This is a genomic window from Paucihalobacter ruber (assembly GCF_006494535.1).
GTDB lineage: Bacteria > Bacteroidota > Bacteroidia > Flavobacteriales > Flavobacteriaceae > Paucihalobacter > Paucihalobacter ruber.
The window spans coordinates 269,293-293,462 of record NZ_VHIQ01000004.1 but is presented as its reverse complement, the minus strand read 5'-3'; the positions used below and the strand labels follow the sequence as shown (position 1 = coordinate 293,462).

The window sequence follows — 24,170 nt, the reverse complement described above, 5'->3', positions numbered from 1 at the left end:
ATTTTAACCAATGAACTTTTTCTAAAATTGTTGTGGTAATGTTGTGTTCCTTTTAACATTTGTTTTATTTAGCATTTAAATTTCTGGTAGTAATAATGATCTTACATTGCATTACTTGTGCTTTTTAAAAACAACTTGTTATTCGGTTTTTTGGCTGTATAAATCTTGCATCACCAATTTAGGCTGACGGTTTTCATAAAATAAACCCCAGTGCTTTTCGGGCTCAAAAACATCAGAAGAGCCCTTCCATGGTTCATCAAACGCTTCGAATACAAAACATAAAACATCGTCTTCCCTGCACCAATTTACCAAATCGTTGTAGTATATGGCCTGCAGTTCTTCACTTACATTGTTTGGATGAATACCCATACCATTGGCATTGGTTGCCCAACCGGCTTCTGTGATCACCACGGGTTTGTGAGGATACATTCTTGCTACTGAATAATAGTTTTGTTTGGTGTATTCCAAGCCTTCGTGAATGTGTTTGTGCTCCCAAACCGGATAGGTATGAATAGAAATAAAATCTACCACTTCAACCAACGGTTTTAACTTGTTGTACCAAGGCACGTAATTTTCGCAGAACGTAACAGGCTGCTTACTATTGGCTTTAATGTTTTTTACAAATTCAATCACCCGTTCAACCGGCACATAATGATCAGTCCAGTCTACACAAGCTTCATTACCCGCCGATGTACAACAAATAATGTCGGAATATTGATTGGCCAGATTGATGAGCTTTTGAATCATCAATTCGTTTCTTGATTTGTTAAAATCGAGTTCTTCTTCAGAAAAAACGCCACCGCCCCAAGGGCAGCCAAAGTTGTTCATCTCGGCATTGATGTAAACACCTTGCATGACTTTAAGGTCTAATCCTTCGTTTTTAATAACTTCTAAAACTGTTTCGGCATGTGGGTCGCAGTCGTAAAGTCTTAAATATTTCCAGTTGTTGCTAAGTATTAATAAATCTTCTTTAACCTGTTCATAAGTAGGATAAGGTCCGCCCGGTTTTTGTCCGTCTCTAAATCCCGAATAACAAATGGCCGGGCCCGGCGGTATGTTGAGTACTTGTGTATATTTCATAGGCAATTTTTAGATTAAAATTTTAGTTGTTCGTTTTTATCCCATAAGCCCCAGTAAGCACCAACATCGCCTTCGGCTCCAACTTTCCAGGATTCATCAAACGAGGAAAAATAAAACATCTCAATATTAGCTTGAGCAGACCAAGCCTGAGAATTGATAAAGTACCTCATGGCATTCTCTTCTGATGGATGTGCGCCCTTTAAGGGTTCGCCTTGACTTGGCCATCCTGTTTCGGTTATAATCACACGCTTTCCTCTACCGGCATCAAAAGCCTGACCATACATTTGCTGCATATGGTTGAGCGAATACTCAATTGGGCAACCTTCCCAGTAAGGATAACAGTTACTTAAAATCACATCGCATAATTCGGTAATTCTTGGACGGTGCGAAAACTCGTAATAGGCATCTACATAACCAATAGGAATGTGCGGTATGGCTTCTTTAACGCGCTTCATGTAATCTATTAACTGATCTTCGGTTAAATCGCCTCGGTACATCACTTCGTTGCCTACCGCTGCAATATCTACACAACCTTCTTTGGCCAACATGATGAGATTTTCAATTTCCTTTTCATTCAATTCTAGATCATGACCCAACCAGGCACCCACAAGAGTTTTCATACCATGACGGTGTGCAATACGCGGTACATTTTCGTTGCCTTCAATGCACGAAAAAGAGCGCACCCATTTCGTATAAGGTTTTATAATTTGAATTCTGCGCTCCACTTGTTTAGAGGTAATGATATCGCCCGGTCCTTGGCCGTCTTCATACATACTAAAGCACAAACCGTGCATACCTTTGTTAAGCGTTTCACGCCATAATTTTTTTAAATCTTCAGATGTTAATTCTGAAAAATCAAGACCCACATCTTCACTAAAATGTTTGTAGTCTTGTAATAAACTGTGTTCACCTCTATATGACATATGATTAAAATTTTAAATTTCCTTTACTATCCCAAATACCCCAATTAACGCCTAACTCGCCTTCTTCAGTAACTTTCCAAGCTTCATCAAACGATGAAAAATGGAATACCTCTATATTTTTCTTTTTTGCCCATAACTGTGTGTCAACAAAGTATTTCATGGCATTGATTTCAGAAGCTTCTGCATCATCAATAGTGCCTCCATCGGTTGGCCAGCCTGTTTCTGAAATAATCACTTTTTTATCAGGCACCATGTTTTTTAATTCGTTGTAAGCTTTTTCAAGTTGTAAACCTGCTAATTTGATAGGGTATCCTTCCCAAAACGGATAGGCATTTGCAAGGATAACATCGCAAACCCCCACTAAATCAGGTCTAAGCAACAGCTCGTAATAAACATCGGCTGTGGTAACCGGCACCTCCACTTTTATAGCCGACTTTACTTTTTGAATGTATGCTATCAGTTCTTGCTCTGTGACATCACTTCTGTATAAAGTTTCATTACCTACAACGGCGATATCTACATGACCATTATTAATATTTTCGATTAAATTTTTAATTTCCTTCTCGTTTGATTCCTTATCTTGATTAATCCATGCAGCCGATATGGTTTTCATACCCAATTCTTTGGCAATTTTAGGGATATTTTCATGACCTTTGGTATTTGAAAACATTCTAATCCATTCTGTATGAGGATGAAGTGTGGCAAGTCTTTTTCTAATTTGATCTTCAGTTATGTAATATCCCGGCTTTTGTCGGTTTTCATATGGACTAAAACAAATGCCTTTCATTTTATCATTTAAAATTTCATGGAATTTTATTTTTAATTCTTCTGCTGTCAACGAATTGATATTTAACCCTGAAATAAATGGAATTTTATGATCTGGAATAGATGCAAATTCTGAATGAGACCAAAGCGTGTTTTTTCTGTAAGCGTAAGGTGTTTTCTGATCCAAGGCTTTATGTTTGGCCTCTAATTCTAACTTAATCTCTTCTACCCTGTCTTCATTAAGGCTGTATCTAACCATAATAAGTGCTGCCAAACCCGCCGTTAAGGTGGGAATAACAATATCAAACACCCTTAAACTATGCATAGTTTCAGCCGTTTGAAAAGCTTTACTGCCGTCAAAACCTACATAGCTTAGTACAAATCCGCCCAATGCCAAAGCGATAGACTGACCAATTTTAACCATCCACCAGTAGATAGCAGCAAAGGTACCTTCTCTTCTGGGCAGGCCATTTTCAAGTTCATCTAAATCGCATACATCAGCAGTCATAGACATCATTAAAGTAAATAAGCCACCCAAACCAAAAGCCATAAAAGGTATTGGCAATAGGAGTCTTAATGGCATGGCTAGTGGAAATTCTACAACCCCAACATTGATAGCTGTATCTTTAAATAATATAACCGTGTTTTCATCGACTTCAAAAAATCCCCACCATTTTAAAATATAACCAACCATTGATAACAGGGTTGAATATATAAAAGCCTTTCTCTTACCAAATTTGTTGGCCATCCAGGTTACAATAGGTATAATAATAGTTGCTGTTAAGAATGCTGTAATAATCGAAAAGAAGGGCGGTACGGTACCGGCAGCCTCATAACTACCATTAAACATGTAATAAACTATAATAAAAAAGCTAAAGGAGGCCACCATCTGAAATCCGTTAAACACCAAAAAGGTAGCGCTACACAAACGCACAAATGGCGTATTTTTGGTCATATTCAGCATATCTCGCCCCAAAATTCTTAAATTCTTAGCCAGACTTTTAAAGGTTAATTCAGCTTGATTCTCAGAGGCTACCGGAGGTTCTTTAGAAAAAATAGCCGGTAATATTCCAAAGATTAAACAAATAAATCCTACAAATATGGATAGGGTGCGAACACCGTCGGCCTGAGAATCAAATAAATCTTTGTTGGCAATTAACGACCAAAACAATGGCACAATCATCCAAGATATTTGACCAATGGTATTGGCCAATCCCATTAAGTTATTTCTTTCCTTGGTATCAGATGATAATTCATATCCCAATCCCATTAAAGGCGTCGAAAAAATGGTGTTTGACAAAATGAATAGAACAGAAAAGGTCATGAAGTACCAAAAATTATAAGTAGCCCCATTTTCCTCAAACATTTGCCATTGTACCGCAAATAAAATAGAACATAAAATAGCACCAATAAATATATAAGGTCTTCTTCTTCCCCAGCGCGTGTTGGTATTGTCTGTAACAAATCCCATAATTGGGTCTGAAATAGCGTCAAATAATCTTGGAATAGCCGCCAGAAGCCCTGCCAGAGCAGGGTTGATACCAAATGCCGTTATTAAAAAGAAAGAGAATACACCTAAAGCACCTGGCAATAAATTATTAACTAAATGACCCGATCCAAAGGCTATTTTTTGAATTAATGGAACCTTTGCTTGGGCTTGCACGGTTGCTGTTTTGACCTCTTCCATGATTGATTTTATTTGGTTAATTTAAAGCTTTATCACAATAGTTTGTAAGGCCTGTGAATTTATTTTTACAGTGGTTGATTGCTCCTGTAATTTAATTTGAAATGTTTTGGGTGTTTCAAATTCATTGAATACAATAACTACAACAGAATTATCGGTATTTTGAAATGCTGTTACTTTAAGGTCTTTATCCGTCACTTCAAAACCAATGCGTTTGGCTCCCGGACGCAAATATTTACTAAAATGCTTCATCACCTGATACAAGGGGGTAAAATATACCTCGTCGGCCTCGGGATCTACAATCACCGGCGCCACACACCAGTTTTCAAACCAATTAGGACCACCTTGTTTGTCGAGCACCATATTCCAATCTACCCAACCATCTACCCAATTGTTAAAACAACCTATCATATCGGTGGCATAGCGCGTTACAGGTGCATATTTGGGATGCAAATATTTATCTTCTTCTCTGGCCCAGGTCCAGCCCCAATCGGTAGCTTCTTTCTCCCAATACCAGTCGTCATTTTTCCAAACGGGCACTTCGGCATCTACACAACCTTCTGTTTGTATTAAATATTTGCCTCCCGATTTTTCATGAGCATATTGTAAAGATTCAGGGAAATAATCGTAAGTACTGGCATACCAGTGCACCGCAGTACCATCAAAATATTGGCTGCTGTTATCATCTCTAAACATGGTATCTACCCAGTGTTTTAGTTCATCACCCCTATTTTGATCATAACCCAGTATTTTAACATCAGGGTTTGTTTGTCGTAATTGCGGACCCAGATATTGCTCCACAAAATCGGTCATTTCCTCCGCAGTAAAATGCATGCTTTCCCAGTTGTTATCGTTACCTAGAGGCTCGTTTTCAACAGTGATACCCCAGATATCGATACCTTCGTTTTTGTAGGCTTGCAAATATTTTGAAAAGAACAATGCCCAGGTTTGATTGTATTCAGGTAATAACTTGCCACCGCGCCAGTCTTTATTGTCTTTCATCCAGGGTGGCGCGGTCCATGGCGAGGCTATGATATTAAAACCTTCGGTAGACACCTTCATGGCATCTTTTATCATAGGAATGATATCGTCTCTATCTTCGTCTATGCTAAAATTGTCGAGATTCACATCGCCTTCAACCGGCGCATATGAATAGTTTGACAGCGAAAAATCACATGAGTTGATATGCGTACGGGTTAAAGAATATTTCGCCCCATCATCACCAAAATAGGCTTCAATAATATGACGTCTGTTAGTTTCACTTAATTGATTAAGTAAGTAGGCTGAAGCTTCTGTAAAAGAGCCTCCTATTCCTGTAAGTGTTTGAAATTTTTGATCTGGATTTAAGGCAATGGTCGCATCTGATTCAACAGATTCTAAAGCAGCTATCTCAGTAAATTTATTACCTGATTTTGAGGTTTCAAAAACCTGAACATTTAACTGCTTTGATACGTCGTTGCAAGCCATAACTACTAGTGAAAATATGATAACAAATATTGTTTTTAACGGGTTGTTGATTTCAATTGTCATTGGTTGTTAATTTTATTCATTTGCCAGTCGTTCATCGATTTCTTCTGTAGTTGGCGGTACCAATACAGTTTCCATTAAGGCATCTTTATCACCGTTAAATGTTTTGGTGATGGCATTTCCGTTTCGGGTGAGACCGTCAAACGTACCTTGATCTACCATATTCCAAAGAGCGTATTTTGCTTTACCTTCAACGGTAAACAAGCCAAAATGATTTTCAGAACCCAGCGGATTGTGAGCATCTTTCCAAGGCTCATCAAAAGCTTCAAAATAAAAGCAAGAAATACCATTATTATTGGTCCAGTCGCGCATTAATTCATGGTATTTGGCCTCTTTGTATTCGTCAGTGGCTTTCGAACCTTTGGGTCCGTAGTAACCATTTGAAACAGTGGCCCAACCGGTTTCACCAATGTGTACCGGTTTTTTAACGCCAATGCTATTCATATAACCAACCACGCTGTCGTATTGTTTTTGCGCAAATTGCAAGGCGCGATACATAGCATTGTCAATCTTTTCAATATCGGTTAAATCTTGTTCACTTTCAGGAACACCCCAAAATTGCGGATTGTAGTGAGAATTGTGGTACGGATAGGTATGCATAGACACATAATCTACCGCTTTGAAAAGTTTTTCCAAGTCTTCTGTATGGTAAGTGTTGTCACCACCACCCCAAGACACATAATCGTCTGAACAGGTGATCCATAAATCTTTTGGTAGTTTACCTGCGACTTTTAGATCCTGCAGGTGGGTTACCCATTTCAAAATAACTTCGGGTTGTACAAAATAGCTGGCAGCCCAACGCACCATGGCTTCGTTACCAACCGCAAGAATTTTAATAATATCGGGATATTTATTAGCCAAATCAACTGCTCTTGCTATTTCATCGGCATTGGCTTCGCTTTCAACCGTATGATCGGGTGCTAGTTCTGTCCATGCATTTTTACAATCAATCCAGGCGCCCAGCATCATATACATTTCAAAATTTTCATCGGCCGACTTTAATTCTGAAATGGCCTTTGCTACATTTGATGCATGTGGTAATTGTACATTATAGGTACGCACTATTCTAATACCCATAGCGTGTAATATTTTTAAATCGTCTTTAATCTCATTTAAAGTTGGCTGTGAGTCTCTGGTTTTTTCTCTGTAAGCACCAAAAGAAATGGCTTGATAGTCCGGATTACCCAAAATATCTTTTGCGGTTAGCGAGGTTGTTGTCTCCAAATTTTCGGTTTTAGAATCTTGTTTGTTTTTATCGTTACAACCCGAAAGCAGAGCGGTTAACAAACAAATAGCAGTTAGTTTTAGATTGTTTTTCATAACTCAATAATTTAATCCGAATCCATATTCAAACAAAGGTTCTATACTGTTATCCCAAAAATTAGGACCGAATAGACCTTCAAAATCTTCTTCATTTTTAGGCCATGAATGTGGCAATGTTCCTTTAAAATTATAATCTCCAAACAACACTTCGGCAATACCATGACCTTCAGAACCCGGTAACCAAGCCGCCACAAAAGCATCGCTTTGCTCAATTTGTTGAGTTGTCACCAGAGGTCTTCCTGAAATTAAAATCACTACCACCTTTACACCCTGATTTTTGTAATGATTGATGTAGTTTTGGTGTGCTTCGGTAAGTGTTAACTGGTATCTATCCATTTCACCACCTATATCGCCAAAGAACTCTGCATATGGGGTTTCACCTATTACTATCACAGCCACATCGGCGTCTGGATGTTGTTCTAATGCTGTTTCGTCGTAAATGATTTCGGTATTGGTTTGTTGTTTGAAGCCATCTAATATGGTGGTTGCACCGTCATAATTTTCGGTAACACCTTGCCAAGCGATGGTCCAGCCACCCGATTGCAGTCCGGCATTGTCTGCATGTTCACCTACCACCACAATTTTTTTAAGATCCTTACTTAGAGGAAGTGTTTGATTGTTATTCTTAAGCAGCACCATTGATTCTCTCACGGCTTGTCTGGCGACATCGCGATGTGCTTTAATCCCTATTTTTGAAACCAAAGTGGTATCGGGAAAAGGATTGTTAAATAATCCCAATCTATATTTTTGACGAAGAATACGTTTAACGGCATCATTGATTCTATCGATGGAAATAGAATCGTTTTCCAAACCTCGTTTGATGCCAATATGAAAATCATCCATATCTCCATCAACTGCCATCACCATATCAATACCGGCATCGATAATGGCATTTTCACCGTACTTAGAATATCCTTTCCAGTCGGATACCATGATGCCGTCAAAACCCATTCCTATTTTTAGAGAATCGGTTATAAGACGTTTGTGTGCATGCATAGGAATATCTGAAACCTTGTTAAAAGATGCCATCACCGAACCCACGCCGGCTTTTACGGCCTCGCTATAGGGTTTCATTAATTGCTCACTAATTTCTAGTTCGCTTAAAGAGGTTTTGCCGCCTTCAATTCCATAATCGGTGGCACCGTCGCCAATGTAGTGTTTTGCTGTGGCCATGACAGTGTTCGACTTTGACAAATCACCCTGATGACCTTGAACTGAAGCCTTGGTTAAATTAGCTGTTAATTCTACATCTTCAGCAAAAGCTTCGTACACTCTACCCCATTTTTCGTTGTAGGGAATAGCAACACAAGGCGAGAACACCCAATTAAAGCCGGTTGCCTGCGATTCTATAGCCGTGATTTCTGCGATTTGTTCCACCAATTCTGCATTACGCGTGGCACCTAAGCCTATATTGTGCGGAAAAATAGTGGCACCATTATAGGTGTTTTGGCCATGCACAGCATCCACACCAAATAACAACGGAATCCCCAATCTGGTAGACAGCGCCAATTTTTGCAGTTCGGTAAACTTGCCCTGCCAGGCTTTGGCATCTTCACCGGGCGCAGGTCCGTCAGTATGAATGATAGACCCAATCAACTTATTGGTGATGGCTTTTTCGGCATCTTCATCAAAATGCCTGATTTGTGTCATCTGACCGATTTTTTCATCTAGGGTCATCAACGCCAAAATGGAATCTACTTTGCGCTCAATCTCTATGGACGGATTTATTGCAAATTCTGTATCTGATTTACAGCCAAAAAACAATATGGTAAGTAAAACAAGACTTACAATAGAACCTTTATATGACCGAGAAACCAATTTCACTACTTCAATAAATCTTTGGTTAAATTCACAATTAACTGATTGACTTCACCGGTTCTGTTAAAAATTCGACTACTAAAGTCTTTATTTAATTGAAGACCTTCAACCAGCATATTATCATTATCTTGTAAAACAACTTCTATATTTGCGCTGTCGGCTATATTATAAATAATCGGTACCTGGCAATAGCTAAACGCCAGAGATTGCGGTTGCAACGAAATTTGTTGTTGGTTGTGGTGAATATCTATAAATCTATAGGTTCTGGGTTCGGTTAAGAACTCTGTAGCCCGCAGCAGACATGGATTAAAGGTGATGCATCCATCTTTAACAAACACACCCAATTCCCCTATTCTAGATAAGATATCTTCCTTTACCTGACCGGTCATTCCGGGTTGCTGTACGCCTTTACCTGCCGGTGTATGCGAATACGGATCGGTTGGGAAGGCACCGTACAATTGTGGTGATTTATGAACGCCAATACCTTCATTGATTTCGTAGTAATGTTCTAATAATTTACCAACAGTTACCTCATTTTCTCCGGCTTCAACAGCTTGTAAACAGCACTCCTGAACAGCCAGTTGTAGCTTAGATACCATATGCCAGTAAATAGAACCCAAACCTTCATAGCCATAAAAAGTACCTGATCTACCGGTAAAAGCTTTATGGTTGAATACGGTTTCGAATGCTTTTAAAGCATGGTCGGTTTCTTTTTTAACCAAGTCGCCAAACTCAGAATCTTTTAAATTATTCAATGCGTTTTTTAAATCATTGGCATTGTTAAAGCTGCCGTTGAAATGGTATTTTCCATTGATATCCTTTGTGATGATACGCTGGTTACCTTTAGCTACCAATGTCTTAAACAATTTAGATTCTTCAATCAAATGCTCCGGAATATTGTTTTTTTCGGTGAACTTTGGCAAATCTTTATTAGGATACAATATATAACTGTATTGATCGGGTCTAAACAGCTTACTGGCTTTCATGGCGTCTAACACCTTTAAACAATCGGCTGCCGATAAATAGCCGGCGCTTAAAACAGCCACCTGACCTTCTAACATTTCGTCTAAATAAGATATGGCAATACCATCGTTATGTATGGTCATTAAATTATAAGCGTGGAACAGGTTATCAGTGCGTTTGTTGGCTTCAATTGAATGCTCTGCAAACTCAAGCATGACGGCAACAAAATCTTTGATGTTTTCAACAGCTATTTTGTTCTTTTTACCCGAAAATGCGTTTTGATACACATTTACGCGATACCTACTGCCGGCGGTACCCAATCCATCTAAAATAACCTTGCGGTCCTTATCAGAAATTTTACCTGACAACAAGTGCTTATTAGATTGAAGTGTTGCATAGGTAGAATTAAAGAAACTAAGCAGCTCTTCTGAAATTTCAGTATCTTTTAATTTGGAGTGCTCTAAAATTTGTTCTAAAAACTTAAGAAAACGTCTCAAATAGTAAAGCGTCACCATAGAAACACCATTACCAACAAGTGCATTGTTGGCATCGTTCCATTCTGGTCTTTGTGTATTTAACCAAATACCGCCCTCGGGAATAAAATTGGAAACTTTAGCTAAAACGGTGGCCAATATTTTCTCAACAAAATTAACTTTATGGATAAAGTAATTCTGGTCTCTTAACAAAGCGCCGTCGGCACCAAGCTCAGTTTTTTTAATGTTGATTTTTTGATCTAAGTCGTAGTCAAAATCAATGGTATCTTTCGGGTTTTTTAAAGTCTCCTGATAGCTCTTTATTTTATAAGGCACATTGGCGTACACAAATAAATCATCATCAAAATAGCTATTAAGTTGACCCGGATTATGATTTTCAATAAACTCTAAAAACTTCAACAAATAAATAATTTGATGATCGCCCCAATAACCAATATAAGACCACGGATCGTGTTCTTCAATCACCTCCCAGTCAAAGCCATCTTTGGTAACCCGGTATGGATTGTAGCCATCGAAGGTGGTTGCATTTAAGAATTTATGAATCATGCTGTCTATAAACTCCGGATAGGCATGTGCCAGCGCTTCCCAGTTTTGGAAAATATCACGCCAGTTACCTTCGTAATCCAGAATTTTAGAGCCATCTACTTCGCTGCGCGTATTAATTGAAAATCTGTTCCAGGGCCTGCTGGGGTCGCCATGTCTGCGACTAAACTTAAGTGGCATGTACTCCAAACAAAGACGTCTGAAATTTGGATCGGTACTTTCTGTTGCTAATCTTCTTAAATGACTTAAATTGAATTGATTTGGCAATTCCTGCAACAACTTTTGAGACTTGGCATATACCTTTTTATTGGCTTTTGCCAAATAGTTGTCGAAATCCCACTTTTCGATTTGATAGTTAAAATCGAAAATACCGCCGCGCATAATGTTAAAGAGCGTGTTTGAAAAATGACGCGTATCTCTATATTGATCAGCGGTGAGTTGTAAACCATCTGAAGAAGCATTCAAATTTAACAACTGTCTTGAACCGCTCTCAACATCGGCTTTAATTTTAACTTCTAAATTGCTGCTATTTTTAATTTCAGAAACTAGTTCAACTATGGCAGCATGATCTTGGTTGACGTTTGCTATGATAAACCATGACTTTTCACAATTGGCTTCAAGAGTTATTTCCTTACTAACAAAATAGGCACCTTTTTCAGCCTTAATATCGGTTTCGGTATTAATTTTTTGGATTCCTCTAAATTTATCAAGTTGAAGAGATGACAACAAATAAGTTGGATTTTCAAGTCCGATGGACCAGGCCAGATTGGCTTTAAGCGCCTCGCTGGGCTCAGCTTTATCAACTATTTTTGCACTTAGGGCAAATATACCCATTCCTGAAGATGTTTCGAGTTCAGAACGCTTATAGGCGTCTACCAAGTTACTCACTCTGTTTTGAAGATCGGCACCAACACCATAGGGTAGCACATTTTGAATACCGTCTAAAAGTTCAATGGTGACGTTTTGATCACTGTGATTAACTAAAGTTGAAGTTTTAACAAAACCATACACATTACTAGAGCTCCACTGGTATTTAAAAGAGAGGTTTAAATCGTGATTAATCTCTTCAAATATAATTTTATTGCTAATGGCATTTTTGTATAGGTTTCTTGAAATTTGATATGCCCCTTGAAACCGAATTGAAAAAGGTTCCCATATATGAACTTTACCGTTGTGATGAATTCTAAATATGGATTTACTTCCGGTAATTTCGGCGCTTTCGGTTATTTTATCGTCGGTGTAATATGGAAATAAAGAATGGTCGCTGTCCTTTCTTCCCGCACTTAGTCCACCATTACTCGATATAAACATCCAGTGATTGGAATCGCTCACAATGCTCATGAAGAATGGCCGCATGAGGTTACTGTTAGTGATCTTGTAATAGTATTCGTTATCTATTTTGAGATAATCTATAGTAACTTTTTTGTTCGAATCAAGATTTAAATCTGCACTCATTGTTGATGATTATAATGTATTATTTAGTTTTTAAAAATAGTTGCTCTAATTGTTCCAGGCTTTTTCCTTTGGTCTCTACAACATATTTGGCTACAAATAAAAAGGCCAATAATGATAAAATGGCATAGATGGCAAAAGTAAGTGTTGGACCCAAGTTTGATAATTCCCATGGGAATATTTGGGTTACCGAAAAACTTACCAGCGAATTAAAAAATCCTACTACCGAGATGGCGATGCCTTTGATTTTATTTGGAAATATTTCTGAAATAAGCGCCCACATTACCGGACCTAAGGAAATGGCGAAGGCAGCAACATATAAAAGTATTGAAATAAGCACCAAAGGTGCATTAATACTAATTAAATTAGTGATTTGATTGCGCTTAAAATCTATAAATTGTTCTTTACTGAGTTGCGCTTCAACAGCATTAAAAAGCAAGGTCTGACTGTTATAAGTGTTGTTTGATAAAGGCTGAAGTAATTGTTTGGTTTCCTCGTTGGTTATTTTAGCCATATTGTCTTCAGAAAATGAGTAGGTAGCTTTATTGAAGGCAAAAGTGGTCATTAATAAAGCCACTGTCATTACCGAAGTACCAATTAGCAACAAAGGCTTTCTTCCTAATTTATCGATTAAAGCAATGGCCACTAGGGTAAAAACAAGGTTTGTTAATCCAACAACAATAGCTTGTAAAAAAGAGGCATCTGTTGAGCCTCCGGCTTGTTCGAATATGGTAGGTGCGTAATAAAATATAGCATTGATACCGGTTATTTGCTGAAAAAAGGCAATACCTAGCGCAATAATCATAATGGTGGTATACTTACTGCTGAACAAATCAGACAACCTCCCTTTAGATTCAGAGAGATTGATATTTTGTTGAATTTCGTTAATAGTTTGATCGGCATACTCTTTGCCTCCAATTCGCTCCAGTGTTAATTTGGCGGCTGCAACTTTATTGCACTGTTGTACCAACCACCTTGGACTCTTTGGAACTAAAAATAAAAACAAAAAATACAACAATGCCGGAATGGCCTCTACCCCTAACATCCATCGCCAGCTCTCTTCACCGTAATTTACTAGGAAATAATTTGAGAAATAAGCTACCGAAATCCCAAGTACAATATTAAGCTGATTAAAAGAGACTAGTCTGCCCCGTAAATTGGCAGGTGCTACTTCGCCTATATAAATGGGTGCAATTAAAATAGCACCACCAATACCAACACCACCAATAATTCTGGCTATGATAAACTCGGTGTAATTAGTTGCCAATGCCGACCATGTTGCCGAAATAACAAACAAAGCTGCAATAACTATAAGTGTGCTTTTTCTTCCAAACTTATCGGCAAAATAACCTGACATTAAATTACCGGCCATAGCACCAAAAATAACACAACCCACTGCAAAGCCCAACATTTCGTCGGTCATGTTGAAGTAAATTGAAATACCTTTAACTGCCCCCGAAATAACCGCACTATCAAAGCCCAACAAAAATCCGCCAAGAGCAACAATTAAACTAATGAATGTGGTGTACGATTTATTCATAATTACAGATGCAGATTAACTAGAGTATAACTGATTCAAGCGTTTCCATATTAACTAATGAAAAGGCCGAAAGTTTATTTCGACCTTTTCCGGGATAGTTTATTTTTAATTATTAATCTAATCTAATATCGTCTACATAAAATATTTGTTCTTGAGAAGTCACCTGTGGATCTGTTCCTTCTGGATTATCCGGTTTAATAACCAACTGATTATAGGTAGTTGGTGTTGCCGGTAAATTGATAAATGTAAACTCAAGTTCTACCCATTGGTTCGCGCCACCACTCACCTGACGGAATACCGGAGCCGGATTACCAACTACGGGATTGGGTTGCGGATCTAAGGCCAGTTCAAATCTGTAGGTTACGTCAGGAATACTGGAATATACTTTTATTTTGAAAGTTCGTGTTGTAATATCAATAGTTCCGGCAGGAAAAGAGTTTTGAACACCACCCCAACGGTTAATGCCACTGGCACGGGTAATTCTTAGTACATTATCTGAAGTATTGATACCTGATGGATTAGGATTGGCCACCAGATTTGTGGTTACACCGCCATCACCTATACTTGAGAATGTGCTGATGAACGATTCGCAACCTTCAAAATCTACGGGTAAAGTAGTTGCAGCAACCGCATCGCCTTCACAACCGCCGCCACCGCCGCCGCCGCCGCCGCCGGTAACGAACAGCGATACGTTGTCAATGTTTACCACACCGGCTTCCTCTGCTAAATCAAACAGAACTCTGGCATCAGGCGCACCAAAACCGGTGGCCGTAAAAGTACGTTGGTAAACAGCAGGTGTTGTAGTAATATTAACGGTTTCGGAAGCATTAGAAAAGTCACCACCACTTAAACCAATACCGGCAACAATACTTCTATTGACACTGGACCAGGCTTCGAAAGATAGTATGTAAGATGTACCCTGAACTATTTCAACCTTTTGACTTAAGTTTATATTGAAGGGCTCACCAGGTGTTGGTGTGGTTATATTTATAGAATAGTAAGTATTTCCACTTACAGTGACAACTGGCGCGGGATTATCATCATCTACACCTTGTATCCAGGCCACCACATTACCGTTGCCATCTAAGGTTTGGAAATCGCCATTAGTTAGCAAACCATCGTCAAATGGTGGTGGTGGTGGTGCTCCGTCAACCTTCTCAATATCGTCTACATAGAAGGTTCCTGCTGCCGTTCCGGGGCCGTCTACAAACAATATCATATCGTTGTAAGTGCCGGTTGAGTTTAAGGTGAAGGTTAATTCTTCCCATCCAGAACCACCGTGTAATTGGGTGTCTTCAACATCGGCTTGTGTACCATCTTCAAATTTTAATAAAATTGGAAGTGCTTGCGATGAAAACAACTTCATTCTAACACCTGTTTGCGATGAAAAATCGGCCGGAGTATCTAAATTGAAAAAGGCGTTTTCAAATTGCTCACCTGAATTGGTAATACGTCCAACCTTAGTTTCTACGTTATTAATTCCTGAAAGTTCAGGGTTATCTACAACTGTGAAACCAACATTTCCAACAATTTTAGCTGCATAATCGATTCCATTACAATCAAAATCAATTGGAAATTCCAATTCGGTTTGAGGGCATGGCACGTCGGCAGCATTGATTTGCTCTATATCGTCCATATAGAACGTACCTGCTGTTGATCCCGGACCATCAACAAACATTGTAAATCTGGAGAAACCGGCAGCAGAATTAAAAGTGAAATAAATCTCTTCCCAGCCTGTACCACCATGGCTTGCAACGGTTTCAACATCGGGACCTGTTCCTTGCTCTAATTTTAAAAGAATATTTATCGCTGAGGTCGACCAAAACTTCATTTTAATGGCTTTGTCTTCACTCAAATCTATTGGCGTGCCTAAATCAAAAAAGAAGCCTTCAAAAGGAGCACCATTATTAGTTATGGCACCAACGTTTGTAACTTCGCTGTTGGTACCAGATGGATCAGGGTTTTCAACAACAGCAAAAGCCACACCGCCAAAAGCAGTGGCATCGTAACTTACCACCGGATTATCAAAAGTAATCGGTAAGGTAATAGGCTCAGGCACCTGAATAAAAATGGTGTCTTCAAAAGTATCTGAATCACCACGAGCGTTCGTAGCAGTTAACACTACTGTGTAACTACCTGTTTCATAAGTTTTAACAGGACTGATTAAATTGGATGTAGTGCCATCGCCAAAATCCCAGGAGTAGCTATCAGCATTAGAAGATACATTAATAAATGTTACTGTACCTGTATCTTGATTGATGGTATGGGTAAATAGGGCTTCTATAGATGAGGATAGTGCGTCGTCGTCGTCGGCACAGGTCCAAAAAGTAATCGCCAAACAAAGTAGCCCGAATATTTTTATTCCTTTAATTATTTTTTTCATACTGTTTAAAATTTATGTTCAAAATGTTTTATTGCAACAACAACCAACTTTTTTGAACAGTGAGGTTTTGAATTAAAGACTTGCATTAGTTGTAAATACGAACATAATCAACCAACATAGTTTGCGGAAACACTGTTTGGTTATTCGGACTTCCAACAAAACTACCACCAACGGCAAGGTTGATAATGATATAAAATGGACGATCAAACACCCATTCACCCGGTACGTCTTTAGGGGTAATTTGGTTGTAAAGTACATCGTCCACATAATAGTTAATGTAATTTGGACCCCATTCTATTCCAAACACATGGAAATTAGTATCAAATCGGTCGTTTTCCAGATTGTATTCCTTTGAGACTGCGTTTCCACCAGAGTAGCCCGGGCCATGGACACTACCAATAATTTTGGTAGGTTCTTGACCTCGGTTTTCCATGATATCAATCTCACCAATATTTGGCCAGATTTCTGTGCCATTGTTATCATCTCCCAACATCCAGAAAGCAGGCCACATGCCTTGACCAAATGGTAAACGCATACGCGCTTCAACACGGCCGTATTGGGTTTCAAGCTTACCCTTAGTAATCAATCTTGCAGAAGTATATCCTGCTCCGTTAAATAACTCTTGTTTGGCGGTAATTAGTAAAAACCCGTTTTCAACTTTTACGTTTTCAGTTCTGTCTGTATAAAACTGAAGTTCATTATTGCCCCAGCCGGGTATTCCCTGAGCTGTTCCGTCGCCTATTTCAAAACTCCAAATATTTGGATCAGGTGCACCATCTACGTCGAAGTTATCTTCGGCCACCAAATTATTAAATGTGGTTACTGTTTGTGTCTCATCGAGATCGCAACTTAAAAAAGCAGTTAGCGAAAAGAAAACCAAGCAAATCATTATGCTCCTTTTCATTATTAGGGTATTTATAGTTTGTTTTAACATAATTTTCTTTGTTATGGATTATATCTTCTACTCGATGTAAAAATAAATGTTATCTAAATAAAAGTTTCTTAATGTAGAAGCATTGACATTTTCATAAATGATGAGACCTATGTTAGACCTTTGTGGTAGTGTAATAGGAATTTCGAGTGTTGCCCAAGTATTAGCCACGAAATCTGACGCATTAAAAAATACTTGTTGGCGCGTATCATCTCCGCCACCTTCAACACCATCAGGCCCGAAGTTAACAATAGAAATTAAAAAATCTAAGTTTGCAGGCACCTGCCCGGGAATGTACATGTTTAAATGCAGGTTTGAAAAATTAGTAGCGTTGACTGGTGGATTTCCAAATCTATTACCAACAAAATTAAAGTTGGTATAATTTAAAATGTTATCTCCATTTACTACAAAATCTGCTGATTCGGTTGTTTGAAATGGTTGCCAGAAACCATTGAAAAAGTCAACAGGCCGATTATTGTAATGATCACTAAAAATTGAAATAACGTTACTTGGATCTCGGGATGGTGTTGGTGCTAATACAAAATCTCCTAGAGAATTAATTGTTACAGAACCATTGGCTTGTACACCGCCCAATGTTGCAGTAATTTTGGCTGTTCCAGCGGCCAAAACCGATATAATCCCGGTATTATCAACAGTTGCAACGCTTGGATTTGAGGAACTAAACTGGAAATAACTTATAGCCGGAGCAACAGTACCATCGATGCCGGTGGGTAAACTAACCGTATGAATTAATCCTGTAACTGCGGCAGTTACTCCAATAAAAGAATCTATGGTGATATCATCTCCATTTGCAATTCCTGGTCTTGGTTGTCCAATAGTGCCAAGTTTTTCGAATTTGATTTCGTCAAACCACAACACATATCCCGATCCGCCTGTAGCTTGCGTGCCGGCAGCATACCAGAATACACCTCTCTCGTTCACTAATAAAGAAGGGTCTGGAATTGGTATGTAATATTTTTGCCAATTGGTGCCAACGCTCACATTGTTGGCGGTAACTTGATGTTTGTTTTCAAAGAAATCTTGTCCAAAACCGATGGCATCAACACTAACACCACGTGAAGCCTTGGCATAAAAGGTAAGGACATTAAATCCTGATAAGTCTCTTCCCGCTCCATCCACTCTTAAAATAGCACCGGCGTAATTGCCGGTTGGATCGGTGTCATTAGGCACATCCACACGGTAAGACGCATTACTTTCGAAGCCTTCACGAGTGTCTACTGAGAAGGCATCCAGTTTAGAATCTGCAAACGGGAAGTAAAAATTAGATCCCATTGCCACGAAATTATCAGTAAAAATTTCACCGGTTTGCGCAAAGGTCGCCACCGTAGCATCGTCACTTAGTTCTCTCTCGCAGCCTAAGTTTAGTACAAGCACTAAAGATAACCACAGTGCTATGTTGAGCTTGTTTGTTTTTGTATTTTTCATATTTAGCATTTTTTTATTTTCCAACGTTGATATGAACATAAGTTCTTATTTCCCATTCTGATCCATTCGGGAACCCAACCGGGCTCAATGGTGGAACACCAAATTCCGGCGCGGCTAGTGGCGCATATCTTGGTGAGAATTCGTTTAATGAACGCCAGGTGCCTCTTAAACCAATGGTTGTGTTAGGTAAAATAAACCAATCCGGTTTTCCAAAAGACGTAGAGATATCTAACATTAATTGTAGTGGGAAGGTTAAGTTAAAATCTCTGTGGTAATCAAATGGTCCCCAATCGTTTACTTTGATATGCGTTTGCAGCATCATCTTTTTGTAGATGGCTCTGATGTCGCCACCAAATCTTTTAATAACTCTGTCGCTATCGCCGTTAGCCTGACCGTTACCGTAGTAGAAATTACCAATTAAGCCTAGGTCTGGCGATAATTTGGAAACCATTCTAGAGTGAATTTCCCATAAATCTTCGGCAGGAACTGCATTAGGGAAGGCAAAAAATTCACGAGTTGCCAAGAAACCAATATGGGAATCCATAGAGGTTGGCAGGTGTCTGTAAACAAATCCTAAGTTCATAGCGAACTTGGCATCTTCTGCTCTGTCGTTATCCCAGCTGTACATCCAGGTACCGGGAGTTGGATCGAAGGTTAAGAGTAACTCACCCGCGGTGGTTTCTCTGTTCCATCTTACTGCAAAAGGGTCGTCAATAAAGTTTCTTAATCTTCCCGGTGCTTCTACACCATTTGGCATTGGATCGACCAAAGGACGTTGCCATAAAAAGTTCGGGGCTATTTGAAAATTTCCTGTTGAATAGGTAAAACCCGTTAAAAAATTAGACTGGTTACCACTACCGGTATCTTTAAGTCTCCATCCGGTAAAGGTTTGTGTTGCATCGGCACCGCCATTAGCCACAATACCCATAATAGCTCCTTGGGCGTACCAGTTAAATCTACCACCTTCGTAAGTGATTTTAGCCTTACCACCCCAATTGTCTTTGCTCTTAACCTTATCGTCAAAAACAACACCGTCTTTAATATCTTGATAAGTACTTCCGTTTAATGGATTTCCGCCCCAAATACCGCCAAGGGTTAGGCCTACTTTTCCAAAGTCTCTTTCAACGGCTATGGTTGCTCTTTCTGTTGGCCATGGTGGAATGATACCACTTCGTACTTGATTGGGATCTAAAACTCGTCGACCATTTTCATCAAATCTCAACTCGGTTAATACATCTCTGTGGTAAATACCGGCTACTTTATAATGACCAAAATCACGCTGGTATTTAAATAACATACCAGGGTTAGCGCCCCACCATAATTGTGGACCAAAGGCAGCTTTTAAACCTTCAAACACGCCTTTACCATCTAACTCGGCACCGAGGATTTCACCACCGTAAATATCTAAGTTTGGCCCGTAATTGGCTTCCGGATATAGTCCGAAGAAATCACCTTCATATTGCCAATGGTAATGACCGGTACGATAGAAACCTCGCAAATCAAAATCTTTGGCATTCCATTCGAATTCGGCTTGGTAAACATTTACTCTGTTAATGTCTGAAAGCGTTACTTCGCCGCGGTCTGTATCTAGGGTAATCACACGACCTCTGTTTTCGTAGAAGATTTCATCAATTGGGTTTTGAGCCACATTTCCTATGACGTTAAAAACAACTTCAGCCCTCACATTTCCGGCAGGGTTGGCTTCAACGCCTATAAAATAGGACTGCATATGATCAAATCCTGTTTGATTTGGAAATTCATTCGCGTTTGGATCTGCATTTTGAGGTGTTGTTAACAAGGAGCCACCTGTGGTAAATGAAGTAAACTTGGCTTGAAGCTGACTTAACCTAAGTTTTTGAGTTTCGCTGCCACCTAGAGCAGCCTTATCGCCTCTGGCTCTTAAAACAGCATCCATTATATTGATGCTGCTAAAGTAATCGTCGACAAATTTTCCTGTGACACCTTCCTCGTATGGATTTAATTGATGTGCTTCTTTGAGTGCGTAATACGCTGCTCTTGGATACAATTCATAAAGACCCCTTTCATTGGTTGGGCCTTTGGCACAGATACCAAACCACTCTTCGTTCATATTGTTTTGTCCTTCAACAAAATCAAAGCTATAGCCACCATTAGCCCAAGAGGCGTTGGTGTCGTGTCTGTCGGCATTTTCTCTATCATCAAATCCATATTTCCACCAGCCATCACTAAACTGAAACGTAAAACCACCTATTGAAATACCTGTTTGTCCTAAACCAGCTGCATGTAAATAAATTTCTCTCCAGTTTTCTAAGTTGTAGTAAGCCTGAGCTTTTTGATCTTCTCTATTTTCTTTAGCGTTAAAAGCATCTGAACCAAACTCAGTAAATAGTAAAGGCATGTTCAGTTTGGTTTTTACTACATCGAACATATCAGTAAAAGATTTTCCTCGATAGGTATTGGTACCAAAAATATCGACATCTTTACATTCTTCGGCAATAATATCAATAAACAAAACGTCACCATTACAAATAGCAACCGGATGAGAAGAATCGATCGATTTCATCACCTTTGCGGCTTCATTCATTAATTTGTACATAGGCCTGCCTCTACTCTCACCAATAAATTGTTTTTCTTGCTCATCGTCAGGGAAATCTTCGGTTTCTGCGCCCTGCCAGAACAATCCATAGTTGTTTTCGTTACCTAAAAGGTACAATAACAAACCGGGAGTATTTTTATATTCTTCTGCTAGTTGCGTAATTTCAGACATCAAATGATCAACAGTTACTTTATCATCATAAATGGTGACCGGCGTCCAAACACCATTAAGCGTTAGTCCGTATCTACCAAAGGAATGGTTAAGCATGGTATAGATCCCGTAATTCTCATAAATATATTTAATCCATCTTGCAGGAACACCGGTGTATTGTCTGATGACGTTAACATTCATGTTTTTGAGTAAAGACATTTCATGATCAAGCCCGGCCTTAATAATATCGTCTGACTTTTCCCAAAACGCAGCGTCTACGGTATTAGTTCCTATAGGTATATAGTCCCAGTTCATACCATTTACCATAAATGGTTTGTTATCTACCATCAACCTAAAACCATCCTGGTCACTTTTAACGGTGACCTTATTAGATTGTGAGAAGCCTGCAAATGTTATTAGCAGTACGCTCAGTTTTAAAAAAAGTTTTTTCATTTAATTTTGATTTTGTTGATTCAATTTGAAACACTATAAAAAAGTAAAATTGTAATAGTGAATTATTTAACTTTTCATAATTGGAAAGTTAATAAATAATTAAGAAATATGTAAGATAATACCTAAACAAAAATCATACATCGTAATATTAAAGTGTAAAAATTAACAATTTATCAATATAATTAAATGTATATTAATAATTTATAAATTTAGGATTTTACTTAATTTCTATCACATTCCTCAAATATTGATGTGCTTTTAAGGTAATGTATAGGTAATGTTGTTGTTTTTTTAACAATTGTATGGTTGATAGTTTCAAAAGATTATAATTATCAAGAACGTTCGGCAAAAAATACTAGCTAACAGTCTATAAATAGGTTTTTATTTTTAAAGTTTTACGCAAAAACAAAGGAGATTCGTCTCAAAAACAAATCTCCTTGTTTATCATAATAACATTATTACTTTGATTTATTACTGATACAATCTTACATAATCGATTTCCATAGTTCCTGATGTAAATGCAGGATCAATATCGCCTCCTAAACTTCCTCCCATTGCAATATTCAATATAAAGAAGAAGTCTGAATTAAACGGTGTTGAAGCGTCATTAACAAAGCTATGGTAAACAGTATCATCTACCAAAAAGAAAATACCATCAGGTCTCCATTCTACAATATAATTATGGAACTCAGTAGTAGCATTCGGTACAAAAGTTGATGCCGAATTACCAGCACCTGGGGAAACACCTGGATAATGTAAGGTGCCTAACACAGTATTAGGATTATTACCTACATGTTCCATAATATCAATTTCACCACAGGCAGGCCAGGTATTGGTTTGATAATCTGCACCAAGCAACCAGATTGCAGGCCATGTGCCACCACCTTCGGGTAATTTAGCTCTTACTTCTACTCTACCATAGGTAAATTCGTAAAGACCTTCAGATTTAATACGGGCAGATGTAAAGTTACTACCATTTCTTAAAGCTGTAATTTTTAATAAGCCATCTTCTACTCTCACATTCTCTGAATTGTTGGTATAGTTTTGAACTTCATTATTACCCCAACCGTTTACTCCGTTACCTAAATCGTAAGTCCAAACAGCAGGATTTGGTGCACCGGCAGTATCGAAGTTGTCTTCAAAGACCAAATCGTTATAGATGGTATCGAAACCGGCATCGGGTGGTGAAGTTGTAAAAATGTGGTACCATGCCAATACAGGGTTTCCAACGTCAAGCGTTCTAACTCTTAAAAAATTATCGGATAATTCAAGTATTTCGTAATCCGATGTTCCTACATAATAGCCCATGAAATTATTATCAGAAAAATTCATAACAGTACCGGTAGTTTCTGCTTCAGGTAAATTTTGATCAGATGGGAAGAAGGACACAAGACTGGTTCCTGATGTATCAAAATCAAAACATCTGTCTTGACCAACCGAACCACCAACAATATCTTGGTTAGCTACATTAAAGAATGTTGCTCCTTGGTTGTTGTACACATAGGTTACCTGCCCATCGGCATCCATAGAGAATACCAATTCATCATCGTAAAAACAAGGATCTGTTTGTGCTTTTTCAAATGGTGCCGCCTGATAAAAAGCAGGGAACCAATAGGAATCTGGAGCTATAGCCACTGTGCCACCTACACCTAAGTGTGCAGGTTCAGCCGCTGCCCAATACCAGGTTTTAGAAGAGCCTTCACCACCGGTAAGCAATCGTTTAGCCTCAGGATCATCGAAGGAACTAAAAACTTCAACCTGAGTAGTTGCCGTAGTTGACAAACCACCGGCACCAATGGCGGTAACTACAACATCAAAGGTATTAATACCTACAGCAGTATAGCGTTTAGAAACTTCGCCTGTTGGAACAATTTGAGTAATGCCGTCGCCATAGCTAAACTTAAAACTGATGACATCATCGGCGGTTGCTTTAAAATTAACAAAACCACTACCATCTCCAAAAGGATTTTCAGCATCAACCCCAACTACCTCCGTAGTAATAACGATGTTGGAAGGTGCTATAATATCACCAATGCTGTAGTCTTCATCTTGACAGCCCAGGAATGCTATGCCGGTTGCCAAAACAAATATGAGTATATTTTTGATTTTTATCATAATTA

13 protein-coding genes are annotated in these 24,170 nt (G+C 38.7%); all 13 read right to left on the bottom strand.

Annotation, left to right across the window (positions count from 1 at the left end; genetic code table 11):
• Positions 1 to 138: 138 nt before the first annotated feature.
• On the bottom strand, positions 139 to 1,080 hold the full coding sequence (locus tag FJ651_RS09910; protein WP_140990355.1) for a glycoside hydrolase family 17 protein: 942 nt from the start codon (positions 1,078 to 1,080) through the stop codon (positions 139 to 141).
• A 14-nt stretch (positions 1,081 to 1,094) separates the two neighbouring features.
• Complete coding sequence (locus FJ651_RS09905) at positions 1,095 to 2,003, bottom strand: glycoside hydrolase family 17 protein (protein WP_140990354.1); 909 nt, start codon at positions 2,001 to 2,003, stop codon at positions 1,095 to 1,097.
• Between the two features lie 4 nt (positions 2,004 to 2,007).
• Positions 2,008 to 4,455 (bottom strand): MFS transporter, encoded by a 2,448-nt coding sequence (locus FJ651_RS09900; protein WP_140990353.1) that lies wholly within the window; start codon positions 4,453 to 4,455, stop codon positions 2,008 to 2,010.
• Positions 4,456 to 4,476: 21 nt separating this feature from the next.
• Entirely contained in the window at positions 4,477 to 5,982 is a 1,506-nt protein-coding gene (locus FJ651_RS09895) for a glycoside hydrolase family 30 protein (RefSeq protein ID WP_394348090.1), read from the bottom strand.
• A 12-nt stretch (positions 5,983 to 5,994) separates the two neighbouring features.
• Complete coding sequence (locus tag FJ651_RS09890; RefSeq protein WP_140990352.1) at positions 5,995 to 7,299, bottom strand: glycosyl hydrolase family 17 protein; 1,305 nt, start codon at positions 7,297 to 7,299, stop codon at positions 5,995 to 5,997.
• A 3-nt stretch (positions 7,300 to 7,302) separates the two neighbouring features.
• Entirely contained in the window at positions 7,303 to 9,126 is a 1,824-nt protein-coding gene (locus FJ651_RS09885; protein ID WP_246085346.1) for a glycoside hydrolase family 3 protein, read from the bottom strand.
• Positions 9,126 to 12,575: a hypothetical protein gene (locus tag FJ651_RS09880; protein ID WP_140990351.1), complete on the bottom strand. Its 3,450-nt coding sequence runs from the start codon at positions 12,573 to 12,575 to the stop codon at positions 9,126 to 9,128. Before FJ651_RS09880 ends, FJ651_RS09885 begins: the two co-directional genes overlap by 1 nt.
• Positions 12,576 to 12,594: 19 nt before the next feature.
• Complete coding sequence (locus FJ651_RS09875; RefSeq protein ID WP_140990350.1) at positions 12,595 to 14,112, bottom strand: sugar porter family MFS transporter; 1,518 nt, start codon at positions 14,110 to 14,112, stop codon at positions 12,595 to 12,597.
• Positions 14,113 to 14,224: 112 nt separating this feature from the next.
• Positions 14,225 to 16,495 (bottom strand): PKD domain-containing protein, encoded by a 2,271-nt coding sequence (locus tag FJ651_RS15740; RefSeq protein WP_216746121.1) that lies wholly within the window; start codon positions 16,493 to 16,495, stop codon positions 14,225 to 14,227.
• An 85-nt stretch (positions 16,496 to 16,580) separates the two neighbouring features.
• A complete protein-coding gene (locus FJ651_RS09865) occupies positions 16,581 to 17,399 on the bottom strand; it encodes a glycoside hydrolase family 16 protein (protein WP_246085345.1) in 819 nt (272 codons plus the stop codon).
• A 57-nt stretch (positions 17,400 to 17,456) separates the two neighbouring features.
• Entirely contained in the window at positions 17,457 to 18,872 is a 1,416-nt protein-coding gene (locus FJ651_RS09860) for an Ig-like domain-containing protein (RefSeq protein ID WP_140990348.1), read from the bottom strand.
• Positions 18,873 to 18,885: 13 nt separating this feature from the next.
• Positions 18,886 to 22,050, bottom strand: a complete 3,165-nt coding sequence (locus tag FJ651_RS09855) for a glycoside hydrolase family 2 TIM barrel-domain containing protein (protein WP_140990347.1) — start codon at positions 22,048 to 22,050, stop codon at positions 18,886 to 18,888.
• Between the two features lie 471 nt (positions 22,051 to 22,521).
• Complete coding sequence (locus tag FJ651_RS09850; protein ID WP_140990346.1) at positions 22,522 to 24,165, bottom strand: family 16 glycosylhydrolase; 1,644 nt, start codon at positions 24,163 to 24,165, stop codon at positions 22,522 to 22,524.
• Positions 24,166 to 24,170 lie beyond the last annotated feature (5 nt).

Bases quoted from the DNA above. Each gene is read 5' to 3' on its own strand.
- FJ651_RS09880 (WP_140990351.1), bottom strand. From the start codon at position 12,575: ATGAGTGCAGATTTAAATCTTGATTCGAACAAAAAAGTTACTATAGAT.
- FJ651_RS09855 (WP_140990347.1), bottom strand. From the start codon at position 22,050: ATGAAAAAACTTTTTTTAAAACTGAGCGTACTGCTAATAACATTTGCA.
- FJ651_RS09850 (WP_140990346.1), bottom strand. From the start codon at position 24,165: ATGATAAAAATCAAAAATATACTCATATTTGTTTTGGCAACCGGCATA.
- FJ651_RS09865 (WP_246085345.1), bottom strand. From the start codon at position 17,399: ATGAAAAGGAGCATAATGATTTGCTTGGTTTTCTTTTCGCTAACTGCT.
- FJ651_RS09875 (WP_140990350.1), bottom strand. From the start codon at position 14,112: ATGAATAAATCGTACACCACATTCATTAGTTTAATTGTTGCTCTTGGC.
- FJ651_RS09905 (WP_140990354.1), bottom strand. From the start codon at position 2,003: ATGTCATATAGAGGTGAACACAGTTTATTACAAGACTACAAACATTTT.
- FJ651_RS09860 (WP_140990348.1), bottom strand. From the start codon at position 18,872: ATGAAAAATACAAAAACAAACAAGCTCAACATAGCACTGTGGTTATCT.
- FJ651_RS09900 (WP_140990353.1), bottom strand. From the start codon at position 4,455: ATGGAAGAGGTCAAAACAGCAACCGTGCAAGCCCAAGCAAAGGTTCCA.
- FJ651_RS09890 (WP_140990352.1), bottom strand. From the start codon at position 7,299: ATGAAAAACAATCTAAAACTAACTGCTATTTGTTTGTTAACCGCTCTG.
- FJ651_RS09910 (WP_140990355.1), bottom strand. From the start codon at position 1,080: ATGAAATATACACAAGTACTCAACATACCGCCGGGCCCGGCCATTTGT.
- FJ651_RS09895 (WP_394348090.1), bottom strand. From the start codon at position 5,982: ATGACAATTGAAATCAACAACCCGTTAAAAACAATATTTGTTATCATA.
- FJ651_RS15740 (WP_216746121.1), bottom strand. From the start codon at position 16,495: ATGAAAAAAATAATTAAAGGAATAAAAATATTCGGGCTACTTTGTTTG.